Here is a 13,837-nt window from a genome sequence, read left to right on the forward strand (position 1 = left end):
CTCCGCGACACATAGAAAAGAGGACTGAATGGCGAGTAACAACGTAGCCCAATTTGCCACCGAACTGAAGATGCCTGCAGATTTGCTGCTGACGCAGCTGCGTTCTGCCGGCGTCGAAAAAAGTTCGACGTCAGATCCATTGTCGAAAGATGATAAGGATAAGCTGCTTGATCACTTGCGCCGTACCCACGGTGCATCGGCTGATACCGAAAAGAAGAAGATCACGCTGACGCGCAAAGAAACCACTGAAATCAAGCAGGCCGACGCCAATGGCAAGGCCCGCACGATTCAGGTCGCTGTGAAGAAGGTCCGCACCTTCGTCCAGCGCGACGAGCCGGTCGCCGCCGCGCCGGTGGCGCCTGCCGCCCCGGTGGTTGACGCCGCTGAAGTCGCTCGCCGTGAAGAAGACGCACGTAAGCAAGCAGAACTGATCGCACGCCAGGAAGCCGAACTGCGCGAGAAGCAGGAACGCCTGGCCAAGCTGGAATCGGAGAAGGAAGCGCAGGCGCGAGCCACCGCCGCCGCCGAAGCCGAAGCCAAGAAGGAAGCCGACTCCGAAGCGAAGAAAGCCGCCGTCAAGGCTGCCGCCGCCGCGACCGCCACCGCTGCCGGCGCTGCGCCGGTGGTGGCCGACGCCGCCGCCGAAGAGAAGAAGAAAGCCGCTGCCGACGAAGCCAAGAAGAAGGCCGCCGCCGCCGCCAAGGAAGCCGCCGACAAAGCGGCCGCCACCGAGCTGGCACGCAAGGCCGTGGCTGACGAAGTCGCCCAGATCAAGGCCATGATGAACGCGCCGCGTCGCGCCATCAAAGCCCCTGAACCAGTGCCGGTGCCGGTCAAGGCCAAGGTTGCCGAAGGCACGCTGCACAAGCCAGCCACCGGCGCCGTTGCCAAACCGGGCGACAAGCCTGGCGACAAGAAGCCGGTCACCGCGGACAAGAAGTCGATCAAGTCGGCCAATGTCTCGTCGACCTGGCAGGACGACGCCAAGAAACGCGGCGCACCTGGCAGCACCGCCAACAAGGGCCGTGGCAACACCGGTTCCGGTGGCCGTGACGGCTGGCGCAGTGGTGGCAAGGGTGGTGGCCGTCGTGGCTCGCACTCCGATGACCGCGAAACCAATTTCCAGGCGCCGACCGAAGCCGTCATCAAAGACGTCTACGTGCCGGAAACCATCACCGTGGCCGAACTGGCGCACAAGATGTCCGTCAAGGCTTCCGAAGTCATCAAGCAACTGATGAAGCTGGGCCAGATGTGCACCATCAACCAGGTGCTGGACCAGGAAACCGCGATGATTCTGGTCGAGGAAATGGGCCACAAGGCGTTCGCCGCCGAGATGGACGATCCGGAAGCACTGCTGGCCGACCAGGGTGAGCACGCTCACTTTGAATCGCTGCCGCGCGCTCCTGTGGTCACCGTCATGGGTCACGTCGACCACGGCAAGACCTCGCTGCTCGATTACATCCGCCGCGCCAAAGTGGCGTCCGGCGAAGCTGGCGGCATTACCCAGCACATCGGCGCGTACCACGTGAACACGCCAGGCGGCATGATCACCTTCCTCGATACGCCGGGTCACGAAGCCTTTACGGCCATGCGTGCCCGCGGCGCGAAAGCGACCGACATCGTCATCCTGGTGGTGGCGGCGGACGACGGCGTGATGCCGCAAACGAAGGAAGCGATCGCCCACGCGAAAGCGGCCGGCGTGCCTCTGGTGGTGGCGATCAACAAGATCGACAAACCGGGCGGCAACGTTGACCGTGTGACGCAGGAACTGGTTGCCGAACAAGTGGTGCCGGAAGAATACGGTGGCGAATCGCCATTCGTGCCGGTATCGGCCAAGACCGGTGTCGGTATCGACGCCCTGCTGGAACAAGTGCTGCTGCAAGCCGAAGTACTGGAACTGAAAGCCCCGATCGATGCGCCTGCGCGCGGTCTGGTGGTCGAGGGACGTCTGGACAAGGGCAAGGGCCCGGTCGCGACCATCCTGGTGCAATCCGGTACCCTGAAGCGCGGCGACGTGATCCTGGCTGGCTCCTCCTTCGGTCGCGTTCGTGCGATGCTGGACGAGAACGGCAAGTCGATCAACGAAGCCGGTCCTTCGATCCCGGTCGAAATCCAGGGCCTGACCGAAGTGCCGCAAGCCGGTGAAGAAGTCATGGTCATGGCGGACGAGCGTAAAGCCCGTGAGATCGGCCTGTTCCGTCAAGGTAAGTTCCGCGACGTGAAACTGGCCAAGCAGCAAGCCGCGAAGCTGGAAAACATGTTCGACCAGATGGCCGAAGGCGAAGTGAAGAACCTGCCGCTGATCATCAAGACCGACGTGCAGGGTTCGCAGGAAGCGTTGGTCAGCTCCTTGCAGAAACTGTCGACTTCCGAAGTGCGGGTACAGGTTGTGCACGCAGCGGTCGGCGGCATCACCGAATCGGACGTCAACCTGGCGGTCGCTTCGAAAGCGGTCATCATCGGCTTCAACGCCCGTGCCGATGCACAGGCGCGCAAGCTGGCCGAGTCGAACGGCGTGGACATTCGCTACTACAACATCATTTACGATGCGATCGACGAGATCAAATCGGCGTTGTCGGGCATGTTGGCACCGGAGAAGCGCGAAACCGTTATCGGTCAGGTCGAGATTCGCCAGGTCATCCTGGTCTCGAAAGTCGGCGCCATCGCCGGTTGCCTGGTCACCGATGGCGTGGTCAAGCGTTCGTCCTCGGTACGCCTGCTGCGCAACAACATCGTGGTGTGGACCGGCGAGATCGACTCGCTCAAACGCTTCAAGGACGATGCGAAAGAAGTACGCGCCGGCCTGGAGTGCGGTCTGTCGCTGAAGAACTACAACGACATCCAGGTGGGCGACTCCCTGGAAGTGTTCGAAGTTCAGGAAATCGCTCGTACGCTGTAATCAGTTGCGATTAGAGTAGTTTTAACCGGGTGGACGGGAGCATACTTGCTACCGTCCACTTGGCGTTTATGGAAAGCAGTACCGTATATCATGGCTAAACATAGTAAAAACATACCTCAGCGCGGTCAGCGCGTGGCCGACCAGATCCAGCGCGACCTGTCCGAAATCATCGCCTACGAGCTCAAGGACCCGCGCGTCGGCATGATCACCATCACCGAAGTGCAGGTGACCCCGGACTACGCGCACGCCAAGATCTTCTTCACCATGCTCAAAGACAGCAAGGAGCAGGTCAAGAACACCGTCGACGGCCTGTCCGCTGCGGCCGGCTACATGCGCGGCCAGCTGGGCAAGCGCCTGCACATCCACACGCTGCCGATGCTGCACTTCGTGCACGACACCTCGACCGCGCGCGGCATGGAACTGTCGCTGCTGATCGACCAGGCCAACAGCACCCGCTCGCTCGACGACGACCAGGCGCCTGCCGAAGAGAACAAGGACGGCGAGTAAGCACGCTGCACCGATGAAGCAAAACCATCCTAAAAAAGTCCGCGACCTGGTCGACGGCGTGCTGCTGCTCGACAAGCCGGTTGGCTTTTCCAGCAACGATGCACTGATCAAGGCCAAGCGCGTGCTGAACGCCAAGAAGGCCGGCCACACCGGCACGCTCGACCCGTTCGCCACCGGCCTGCTGCCGCTGTGCTTTGGCGAGGCCACCAAGTTCTCGCAGGACTTGCTGGAAGCCGACAAGACCTACGAAACCACGGTACACCTGGGCCAGACCACCGACACCGGTGACACCGAAGGCGAAGTCATCGACAGCCGCGACGTCAATGTCACGCTGGAGCAGATCCACGCCGTGCTGGAAAAATTCCGCGGCCCGATCGCGCAGGTGCCGCCGATGTATTCGGCCTTGAAGCGCGACGGCAAGCCGCTGTACGAGTACGCCCGCGCCGGCATCACGCTCGAGCGCGAAGCGCGCAACGTCGTCATCCACAAGCTGGAGCTGGTGTCCTACGAGGCACCGTTCCTGAAGCTGGTGGTCACCTGCAGCAAGGGCACCTACATCCGCGTGCTGGGCCAGGACATCGGCGAAGCGCTCGGCTGCGGCGCCCACCTGAACGCGCTGCGCCGCACCCAGGTCGGCCCGCTGACCATGGAAGGCATGCTGACCCTGGAGCAGTTGAGCGCGCACCAGGCGCCGCTCAGCCTGCTGGCGCCGGTCGATGCGCTGCTGGCCAGTTTCCCGGCCGTGCAATTGAACGCCGAGCTGGCCAAGCGCTTCCTCAATGGCCAGCGCCTGGCGCTGGGCAAGGAGCCTGTGGCTGTGCCGGCCGAAGAGGGCAGGGTCCGCGTCTACCTGGACGACAAGCTGCTCGGCACCGCCCAGCTGGGCGAGTACAGCATCCTGGCGCCGGAACGTTTGATCGCCTTTGTCCAACCCTAAGCCCCAATAAAGCAACTCTTTGAAAATATTCAGGATTTCAGAGGGAGTTGCACCGCAACATGCTATACTACGCGGTTCCAGAAATTGGCCACTCCCGTACGTCATGTACGCACCCGCAGTTTTTCAGCAAATATAACGACCATGTCTACTACAAAACGCGCAATTCGTAATATCGCCATCATCGCCCACGTTGACCACGGTAAAACTACCCTGGTGGATCAACTGCTGCGTCAGTCCGGCACCTTCCGTGAAAACCAAGCGGTCGACACCCGTGTCATGGACTCGAACGACCTCGAAAAGGAGCGCGGCATTACGATTCTGTCGAAGAACTGCGCCGTTGAGTACGAAGGCACCCACATCAACATCGTCGACACCCCAGGCCACGCCGACTTCGGCGGCGAAGTCGAGCGCGTGCTGTCGATGGTGGACTCGGTTCTGCTGCTGATCGATGCGCAGGAAGGCCCGATGCCACAGACCCGCTTCGTGACCCGCAAGGCACTGGCGCTGGGCCTGAAGCCTATCGTCGTCGTCAACAAGGTCGACCGTCCAGGCGCACGTCCTGAGTGGGCGATCAACCAGACCTTCGAACTGTTCGACAAGCTGGGCGCGACCGATGAGCAGCTGGACTTCCCAGTCGTCTACGCTTCGGGCCTGAACGGCTACGCCGGCCTGACCGAAGAAGTCCGCAGCGGCGACATGAAGCCATTGTTCGACGCCATCCTGGAACACGTGCCTGTCCGTGACGACAATCCGGAAGGCCCGCTGCAGATGCAAATCACCTCGCTGGACTACTCGTCCTACGTCGGCAAGATCGGCATTGGCCGCGTCAACCGCGGTACCGTCAAGGTCGGCCAGGACGTTCTGGTCATCAACGGCCCAGGCGCCACCCCGATCAAAGGCCGCATCAACCAGGTGCTGAACTTCAAGGGCCTGGAGCGCGTGCTGGTGAACGAAGCGGTCGCCGGCGACATCTGCCTGATCAACGGTATCGACGAAATCGGCATCGGTTCGACGCTGTGCGCGCTGGACACCCCGGAAGCGCTGCCGATGCTGACCGTCGACGAGCCTACCCTGACCATGAACTTCATGGTCAACAACTCGCCGCTGGCTGGCCGCGAAGGCAAGTTCGTCACTTCGCGCCAACTGCGCGACCGTCTGGACAAGGAACTGAAAGCCAACGTCGCACTGCGCGTGGCACAGACCGACGACGACACCATCTTCGAAGTGTCGGGCCGCGGCGAGCTGCACCTGACCATCCTGATCGAAAACATGCGTCGCGAAGGCTTCGAGCTGGCCGTGTCGCGTCCACGCGTGGTGTTCAAAATGGTCGATGGCGTGCGCCACGAGCCGTTCGAGCAACTGAGCGTTGACGTTGAAGAAGCCAACCAGGGCGGCGTGATGGAAGAACTGGGCCGTCGTCGTGGCGACCTGCAGAACATGGAATCGGACGGCAAAGGCCGTGTGCGTCTGGAATACAAGATCCCAGCGCGCGGCCTGATCGGCTTCCAGGGCGAATTCATGACCCTGACCCGCGGTACCGGCCTGATGTCGCACGTGTTCGACGAATACGCGCCAGTGGACAACACCAAGGGTGAACTGGGCGGCCGTCGCAACGGCGTGCTGATCTCGCAGGACGACGGCGCCGCCGTTGCCTACGCTATCTGGAAACTGCAGGATCGCGGCCGTATGTTCGTGGTCCACAACGACCCAGTGTACGAAGGCATGATCATCGGTATCCACTCGCGCGACAACGATCTGGTCGTCAACCCGATCAAGGGCAAGCAGCTGACCAACGTGCGTTCGTCGGGTACCGACGAAGCGGTGCGCCTGGTGCCGCCTATCCAGATGTCGCTGGAGTACGCCGTCGAATTCATCGACGACGACGAACTGGTGGAAATCACCCCGAAATCGATCCGTCTGCGCAAGCGCTTCCTGAAAGAGCACGAGCGTAAGAAGGCATCGCGCGACGCGTAATCCGGCGTCCGCAGCAGTCCAAACCGCCGTCAAGGCGTGAAAGCCGCCCAGTGCAAACTGGGCGGCTTTTTGTCATTCTGGCCCTCTGCCGGAAGCCATTTCCGCGTCAGGGCTGTCTATGCAAAATTTAGCGATATGTGAAATTGGCATATCTTTATGCGGCGAATCAATAAAAATAGTTAATATAGTTTCGCAAATCGACGTTTTTGCCTGCCCCGTCTCAGTGAGTCTTGCACCAAAATGGTGCGTTACAATATGACATAAAAATAAACGTTGTTTTGATGATGAAACGTAGCATGCGCAATTGACACTTTTTTGGGCCGCGTGGTTTTATCGATGCTTGAGCTTGCCTTGCTAAGCGCAAGCAAGCTTCAACGGGGGCGTCAAACAGGCGTTTCCGTGACTGGAAAAAGTTGGGGCAAATATAAAACAGAGCTGGTGGCGGTCGGACGTGCTAACCCACGTACCGGCCGTCAACCAAGCTTTTTTCAAATCGGAAAATTGGGAAATCACATGTTAAGAAAAACTGTTATCGCTCGCGCGTTAACCATTGCCTTTGGCACGGCGGTCGTCATGACCGGCGTGGTCCAGCCGGCGATGGCGCAGTCGAATGCTTCGGGGATTATCTTCGGTACCGTGGAATCGCCCGCGGGCGCCACCATCACCATGGTCAACACCGAGACCGGCCTCAAGCGCAGCATCAGCGCCGACGCAGGCGGCCGCTACTCGGCCACCAACATCCCGGCCGGCCACTACCGCGTCGAGCTGGTGCGTGACGGCAAGATCGCCCAGAGCACGGAAATCGATGTGCTGGCGGGCCAGGGCAGCAATGCCTCGTTCAGCGCCGTGGTGCAGGCCGTGCAGGTGACTGGCCGCCGCAACCGCATCGACGTCTCCAACACCAACAACGGCGCCGTGTTCACCGCCAAGGACCTGGCCAAGCTGCCGGTCCAGCAATCGCTGAACTCGATCGTGCTGCTGGCGCCGAATACCACCAAGGGGGATTCGGCCTACGGCAACACCGCTTCCTTCGGCGGCAGCGGCCAGTCCGAGAACGCCTTCTATCTGAACGGCTTCCCGATCACCAACTCGCTGTCCCAGCTGGGTGCGTTTGAACTGCCGTTCGGCGCCATCCAGCAGGCTTCGGTAATGACCGGCGGCTTTGGCGCGGAATTCGGCCGCTCCATCGGCGGCGTGCTGAGCGTGACGTCCAAGAGCGGCACCAACACCTGGGAAGCCGGCGCCACCTACAGCATCCAGCCTAACGGCCTGCGCGCCAAGCGCCAGAACCTGTACTACCCGGTCACCGGCGACAAGAACAACGTCACCACCGATGGCAAGCTGGATAATCGTTACGATACCCGCAGCATCACGGCCAATGAATACGGCGCCTACGTCGGCGGTCCGATCATCAAGGACAAGCTGTTCATGTTCGTGTCGGCCGACCAGACCATCACCAAGGATTCGTATATCGGCGTCACCACGGTCACCAATCCGATCACCATCGGCCAGCAGGGCTTCAACTCCAACCGTACCTGGGATAACCGCTGGCTGGGCAAGCTGGACTGGAACATCACCGATGACCATCGCCTGGAGTTCACCAGCGCCGGCAACAGCACCCGCACCCGCTACCAGAAATACGGCTTCACGCTGAACCCGAACAACCCGAACGCCGCGGCGATGCTGGACGGCACGCCGACCGGCAATCTGTACAACTCGGCCACCGGCAAAAACCTCGGCGCCACCGACCCTGCCTACCCGAACAACACGCCAGGCGCCGAGCTCAACATGCTGAAGTACACCGGTCAGATCACCGACGACCTGGCCATCAACGGCCTGTACGGCAAGATGAAAACTGAACGCGGCACCAGCTATGAAGTCGGCGGCGCTTACACCGGCAGCTCGGCCGGCCTGCCGCCGAGTATCGGCACCACCGCCGCAGCCAGCCAGTGGCCGCAGATCCCGTCCAGCCTGTATCGCAACTACAATGTGTTCAATGGCAGCCGCGCCGGCGCGGGTTCGGACGAAGTCAAATCCGGCCGTCTGGACCTCGAATACAAACTCGGCACCCACCTGCTGCGCGCCGGTATCGATTCGAGCAAGATGGCAACTATCGGCGCCGGCTATTCGACCAGCGGCGGTTCCTCGTGGACCTACCGCTTCGTCGGCATCGGAAAAGCCAACCAGTCGGTGCCACTGTCGGGTTCCCGTCCTGGCGTGGTCGCCAACTTCGGCGGTTCCGGCGTGGATGGCTATTACGCCCGTCAGAGCATCTTCAGCTCGATCACCGACGCTTCCGCCACCCAGTCCGCCCAGTATTTCGAGGACAAATGGCAGGTCACGCCCAAGCTGCTGGTCACCGCCGGCATCCGCAGCGACGCCTACAGCAACTCGAACGGCGACGGCGAGAAGTTCATCGACATGAAGAACGAAATCGCGCCGCGCCTGGCCGCATCATGGGACGTGAACGGCGATGCTTCGCTGAAGATCTTCGGTAGCGCTGGTCGCTACTTCCTGCAACTGCCAACCGGTGTTGCGGCCCGTGCCGCCAGCCGTTCGACGCTGACCACCCAGGACTTCACCTACACCGGCGTCGACCCAACCACCGGCGCACCGCTGGGCATGAAGCCGATCAACGTGCCGGTCTCGGTGGACGGCGAATACGGTACGCTGAAGAATCCGCGCGCCGTGGTGGCCGCCGACCTGAAGCCGAACTACCAGGATGAAATCACCCTGGGCTTCGAGAAAGCCTTCAGCCCCGACCTGAACTTCGGCGTCAAGGGCACCTTCCGCAAACTGGGCGCCGGTATCGATGATAGCTGCGACACCCGTCCGCTGTATGCCTTTGCTGTAGCACACGGCATTGAAGTGCACGGCACGCAGTTCATGAACTGCTTCATCTACAATCCGGGCAAGGACGTGACGGTTTGGGTCGACGGCCACGACGTCAACGGCAATCCGCTGGTGACCGGCAAGGGCCAGCTGGCGCACTTCACGGCCGCCGAAATCGGCGAACCGGAAGCGGCCCGCAGCTATGCAGCACTGGACTTCTTCCTGGAGCATCCGCTGCGTAACGGCTGGTACGGCAAGCTGTACTACACGCTGTCGCGCAGCAAAGGCAATATGGAAGGCCAGACCCGTTCCGACACCGGCCAGAAGGACGTCGGCACCTCGGCCGCCTGGGACTTTCCTGAGTTCGCTCCAGGCAACGACGGCCTGTTGCCTAACGATCGCAAGCATCAGCTGAAGGCGTATGGCTTCTATCAGGTCACGCCTGAGTGGTCGGTCGGCGGCAACCTGCTGGTCCAGTCCGGTCGCCCTGTGGTTTGCCTGGGGACCAATGACGCTGCCGACGGCGGCACCGATCCGGCCTACCCGAACGGCATCACCTATGGTGGCCCAGGCTACGGTCCCGAGTACTTCAGCTGTGGCGGCGTTGCCGTTCCACGCGGTACGCTCGGCCGCCTGCCTTGGGAAAAGCGCCTGGACCTGAACCTGGTCTATGCGCCCGCCTATGCCAAAGGTCTGTCGCTGAAGCTGGAAGTGTTCAACGCACTGAACGCCCATGCCGCCTTGTCACAGGAAACCGCCTACGACGCCGGCGATAGCACGGTGATCGATCCGCGCTACAACCAGCTCACCACCTTCCAGACCCCGCGTTCGGCCAAGTTCACTGTGGAATACAACCACAAGTTCTAATCCGGGCTTGATTGTCTGACCTGAACCGCAGCTTCGGCTGCGGTTTTTTTATGGGAGTGGGTTTCGTTTGCGTTTTCGTGACCGCTAGGGTACTTTGATGCATGGCAGCATAAACCGCATGGAGGAAGTGCCGTGAGCGACGACCAGACCAACCCGTGGCCGCAATGGCCCGCCAATCCGTTTGCGCTGGCCCAGCAGGCCACCGACTACTGGGTCGACGCCTGCCAGCGCAGCGTGCTGTTCATGGACGTGCTGCGCCAGCGCGGCGACGAGCGCAACCACCGCCACGAGCAGATTGCGCCCCATGTGCTGAGCTTTGATTTCACCACCATCGTCGACGGCCGCCACCTGGCGCGCCCGGTCAACTACGGCCTGCTGTACATCACGCCGCCGGACGGCGTCGCGCCCGATCCGCACAAGCGGCCCTTCATCGTGTTCGATCCGCGCGCCGGCCATGGTCCCGGCATCGGCGGCATGAAGCAGGACAGCGAAATCGGCGTGGTGCTCAAGGCCGGCCATCCCTGCTACTTCGTCGGCTTCCTGCCGCAGCCGGTGGCGGGCCAGACCATCGAGGACGTGTGCCGCGCCGAGGCGCAGTTCATCGCCAAGGTGGCCGAGCTGCACCCGCTGGCCGACGGCAAGCCCGCGCTGATCGGCAACTGCCAGGCCGGCTGGCAGATCATGATGACCAGCGCCCTCAATCCCGACCTGGTCGGCCCGCTGGTGCTGGCCGGCGCGCCGCTGTCGTACTGGGCCGGCGTGCGCGGCAAGAACCCCTTGCGCTACCTGGGCGGCGTGCTGGGCGGCACCTGGATGACGGCGCTGGCGGGCGACCTCGGCAACGGTATCTTCGACGGCGCGCAGCTGGTCGCCAACTTCGAGAAAATGAATCCGTCGAACACCTTGTGGAGCAAGAACTACAACGTCTACTCGAAGATCGACACCGAGGCCGAGCGCTTCCTGGAATTTGAAAAGTGGTGGGGCAACCCGGTGCTGCTGAACGCCGGCGAAATGCAGTACATCGCCGACTCGCTATTCGTCGGCAACCGCCTGAGCGACGCCGCGCTGATGGACAGCAACGGCCACCGCATCGACCTGCGCAACATCAAGTCGCCGATCGTGGTGTTCTGCTCGTGGGGCGACGACATCACGCCGCCGCAACAGGCGCTGGGCTGGGTGCTGGACCTGTACGAGGACGACGCCGCGCTGGTGGCCGGCGGCCAGACCATCATCTACTCGATGCACCAGAGCATAGGCCACCTGGGCATCTTCGTCTCGGCCTCGGTGGCCAACAAGGAGCACGAGGAATTCACGGCGGCGATGGACATGATCGACATCATGCCGCCCGGCCTGTACGAGGCGGTGTTCCTCGACAAGGACGAGGAAATGCTGCAGGCGGAAATCGCCGCCGGCGACATGGGGGCCGGCGACTACGTGATGCGCTTCGAGCGGCGCGGGCTGGACGCCTTGCGCGCGCTGGGCGGCAACGATATCGAGGACGAGCGCCGCTTCGCCGCCGTGGCCCGCGTGTCGGAAATTAACACCGGGCTGTACCGTACTTTCGCCAGCCCGCTGGTCAAGTCCCTGGTCACCGAGTCGAGCGCCGAGCAGCAGCGCGAGACGCATCCGCTGCGCATGCGCTACCGCATGTTCTCCAGCAAGAACCCTCTGCTCGACGGCATCCCGGAGATGGCGGCCAAGGTGCGCGCCGAACGGCGGCCGGTGGCCGAGGACAATGTGTTCATGCAGATGCAGGAAACGATGTCGCAGCAGATCGTCGACGCGCTGGACCGCTACCGCGACCTGCGCGACCAGGCCACCGAAAAATTCTTCCTCGATATGTATGGCTCGCCCTTGCTGCAGGCGCTGGTGGGCTTGCGCACCGACGGAGGCCGGCCGCGCCGCATCGGCCGCGACATCGCGCGCGAGTCCATGCTCAACGCGCACCGCGCGGCGGCGGCGCTGAAGACGGCCGAGGGCGGCGTCACCGAGGCCATCATCCGCGGCCTGCTGTACATCTACCGCAGCCCGGAAATGAGCGCCGCCGACGAGCGCGCCTTCGCCACCATCCGCCAGCTGCGCCTGCGCACCTCGGACGACAAGGAACTCAGCGTCACGCACTTCAAGTCCATCTTGCGCGAGCAATACCTGATGCTGCAGGTGGACGAGGAGGCGGCGGTGCGCGACTTGCCGCTGCTGTTGCCGGACGACGCGCACGCGCGCGCGACGGCGCTGGCCATCGTGCGCCAGGTGGCCGGCGCCACCGGCACGTTGAGCGGCGACGGCGCCGCGCGGCTGGAGCGCATCGCCGCGATGTTCGAGGCCCGCACGCCGAAGCTGGCGGTGGTGGGCAAGAAGAGCAAGGCGTGATCAGCGGCCGAGCGGCTTGCGCATGAACACGCTCAGCGGATCGTCCGGGTAATCGCCGTAGGGGCCGCAGCGCTGGAAACCGTGCCGCGCGTACAGGCCCAGCGCTTCCGGCTGGGACGGGCCGGACTCCAGCACCATCTGCGGACAGCCATGCGCCAGCGCCGCCTGCTCCAGCAAGGCCAGCACGCCGCGCGCCAGTCCCTGTCCGCGCGCCGCCGGCTGCACATACATGCGCTTGATCTCGCCGTACTCCGGCGTCAGCACGACGGCGCCGCAGCCGACGATGGCGCCCGCGGCGTCGCGCGCGACCGCGAAGCGGACATGCGGCTGCATCAGCGACGGCAAATCCAGCGCGTACACGCTTTCCGGCGGATACAAGCTCAGCTGATAAGCGTCGAGGTCGGCAATCAGGGCGATGACTTCGGGCTGGTCGGGCGATTCAAAGGCGATATGCATGATGGTGGACATTTTAATGGATGAATAAATCCAGTATAATGGATTTTATGGATATCAACAAACTCATTGCCAGCCGCCTGCTGGCCTTGCGCGACAGCCGCGGGCTGTCGCTGACCGCGCTGGCCGAGCGCAGCGGCGTCAGCCGCTCCAATATTTCACTGATCGAGCGCGGCGAGAGCAGCGCCACCGCCACCGTGCTGGACAAGCTGGCCGGCGCGCTCGGCGTCACCTTGGCGGCCTTGTTCGAAGCGGGGGAGGGCGAGCCGGCCGCGCCGTCGCCGTTGCAGCGGGCGGCCGACCAGCCGGTGTGGACCGACCCGGCCTCCGGCTATGTGCGGCGGCAACTGTCGCCGGCCGCGCGCTCGCCGCTGCAGTTGGTGGAAGTGGTGTTCCCGCCGGGCCAGCGCGTGACCTACGAGCAGGTGGTGCGCGACGCCGACGTCCACCAGCAAGTCTGGCTGCTGGACGGCGTGATGGATATCAGCGCCGGCGACCGGCACTGGCGGCTGGAGGCGGGCGACTGCCTGGCCATCCGCGAAGACCAGCACATCAGCTACGCCAATCCCGGCCAGACGCCGGCGCGCTACCTGGTCGGCCTGGTGACGCTGCCGTTTGCAATATAAAGTGCGCAGGCTGAGTGGTAACATGACGTATGGACCGCGACCTAATCTCTCAGAAGTTCTTCAATCAGCAAGACATCACATTGGAGATCGGACCTTCAATCGATGACGACGAGTTTGATGTCTTCAACAATTTGGAGCTTCTCGCGCGCCTGACAGGTGCGCCCGATGGAAGCCATATTATTGTTTCGCGCGGCACAGGTGCGGAAGATACTTTCAACTTGCAGGTTAAAAATGTCTTGTTTAAGGGCTCAATGCCGTTCCGTGTGGAATTTGACATCGGGTAACATGTCGGTTACATCCACTTTCTGAGTTCACGAGTCCCCGATGAGTATTGGCGTCGAAACCCTGTTCACCACCGCGCTGGGCCTGCAA

9 protein-coding genes are annotated in these 13,837 nt (G+C 62.6%); 8 read left to right on the plus strand and 1 reads right to left on the minus strand.

Features of this window, described 5'->3' with window-relative positions; genetic code table 11:
* Positions 1 to 28 precede the first annotated feature (28 nt).
* The 6 genes from infB (at position 29) to KVP70_RS29880 (ending at position 12,386) form a co-directional block, all read left to right on the plus strand.
* On the plus strand, positions 29 to 2,899 hold the full coding sequence (gene infB / locus KVP70_RS29855; RefSeq protein WP_217946020.1) for a translation initiation factor IF-2: 2,871 nt from the start codon (positions 29 to 31) through the stop codon (positions 2,897 to 2,899).
* Between the two features lie 90 nt (positions 2,900 to 2,989).
* The gene (gene rbfA, locus KVP70_RS29860; protein ID WP_116993391.1) at positions 2,990 to 3,406 is read left to right on the plus strand and encodes a 30S ribosome-binding factor RbfA; all 417 of its coding nucleotides are present in this window, start codon (positions 2,990 to 2,992) and stop codon (positions 3,404 to 3,406) included.
* Between the two features lie 13 nt (positions 3,407 to 3,419).
* Positions 3,420 to 4,343 carry a tRNA pseudouridine(55) synthase TruB gene (gene truB, locus KVP70_RS29865; RefSeq protein WP_217946021.1) on the plus strand — a complete coding sequence of 308 codons (924 nt, stop codon included), beginning with the start codon at positions 3,420 to 3,422 and terminating at the stop codon, positions 4,341 to 4,343.
* A gap of 141 nt (positions 4,344 to 4,484) precedes the next feature.
* Positions 4,485 to 6,317: a translational GTPase TypA gene (typA, locus tag KVP70_RS29870; RefSeq protein WP_217946022.1), complete on the plus strand. Its 1,833-nt coding sequence runs from the start codon at positions 4,485 to 4,487 to the stop codon at positions 6,315 to 6,317.
* A gap of 573 nt (positions 6,318 to 6,890) precedes the next feature.
* Positions 6,891 to 10,016, plus strand: a complete 3,126-nt coding sequence (locus KVP70_RS29875; RefSeq protein WP_217946023.1) for a TonB-dependent receptor — start codon at positions 6,891 to 6,893, stop codon at positions 10,014 to 10,016.
* 132 nt (positions 10,017 to 10,148) lie between these two features.
* On the plus strand, positions 10,149 to 12,386 hold the full coding sequence (locus KVP70_RS29880) for a DUF3141 domain-containing protein (protein WP_217946024.1): 2,238 nt from the start codon (positions 10,149 to 10,151) through the stop codon (positions 12,384 to 12,386).
* Here KVP70_RS29880 and KVP70_RS29885 read toward each other — a convergent pair whose 3' ends face one another.
* On the minus strand, positions 12,387 to 12,854 hold the full coding sequence (locus KVP70_RS29885; RefSeq protein ID WP_229225187.1) for a GNAT family N-acetyltransferase: 468 nt from the start codon (positions 12,852 to 12,854) through the stop codon (positions 12,387 to 12,389). It abuts the gene before it with no gap.
* Between the two features lie 35 nt (positions 12,855 to 12,889).
* Between KVP70_RS29885 and KVP70_RS29890 the strand changes: the two genes are divergently transcribed.
* Together KVP70_RS29890 and KVP70_RS29895 are read left to right on the plus strand one after the other, a co-directional pair.
* The gene (locus KVP70_RS29890) at positions 12,890 to 13,465 is read left to right on the plus strand and encodes a helix-turn-helix domain-containing protein (RefSeq protein WP_217946025.1); all 576 of its coding nucleotides are present in this window, start codon (positions 12,890 to 12,892) and stop codon (positions 13,463 to 13,465) included.
* 29 nt (positions 13,466 to 13,494) lie between these two features.
* Positions 13,495 to 13,749 (plus strand): hypothetical protein, encoded by a 255-nt coding sequence (locus KVP70_RS29895; protein WP_217946026.1) that lies wholly within the window; start codon positions 13,495 to 13,497, stop codon positions 13,747 to 13,749.
* The last annotated feature ends 88 nt before the right edge of the window (positions 13,750 to 13,837 follow it).

The organism is Duganella violaceipulchra (genome assembly GCF_019166075.1).
GTDB classification, from domain to species: Bacteria; Pseudomonadota; Gammaproteobacteria; order Burkholderiales; family Burkholderiaceae_D; genus Rugamonas; species Rugamonas violaceipulchra.

Bases quoted from the DNA above. Each gene is read 5' to 3' on its own strand.
- infB (WP_217946020.1), top strand. From the start codon at position 29: ATGGCGAGTAACAACGTAGCCCAATTTGCCACCGAACTGAAGATGCCT.
- KVP70_RS29895 (WP_217946026.1), top strand. From the start codon at position 13,495: ATGGACCGCGACCTAATCTCTCAGAAGTTCTTCAATCAGCAAGACATC.
- typA (WP_217946022.1), top strand. From the start codon at position 4,485: ATGTCTACTACAAAACGCGCAATTCGTAATATCGCCATCATCGCCCAC.
- KVP70_RS29875 (WP_217946023.1), top strand. From the start codon at position 6,891: ATGACCGGCGTGGTCCAGCCGGCGATGGCGCAGTCGAATGCTTCGGGG.
- KVP70_RS29885 (WP_229225187.1), bottom strand. From the start codon at position 12,854: ATGTCCACCATCATGCATATCGCCTTTGAATCGCCCGACCAGCCCGAA.
- truB (WP_217946021.1), top strand. From the start codon at position 3,420: ATGAAGCAAAACCATCCTAAAAAAGTCCGCGACCTGGTCGACGGCGTG.
- KVP70_RS29890 (WP_217946025.1), top strand. From the start codon at position 12,890: ATGGATATCAACAAACTCATTGCCAGCCGCCTGCTGGCCTTGCGCGAC.
- rbfA (WP_116993391.1), top strand. From the start codon at position 2,990: ATGGCTAAACATAGTAAAAACATACCTCAGCGCGGTCAGCGCGTGGCC.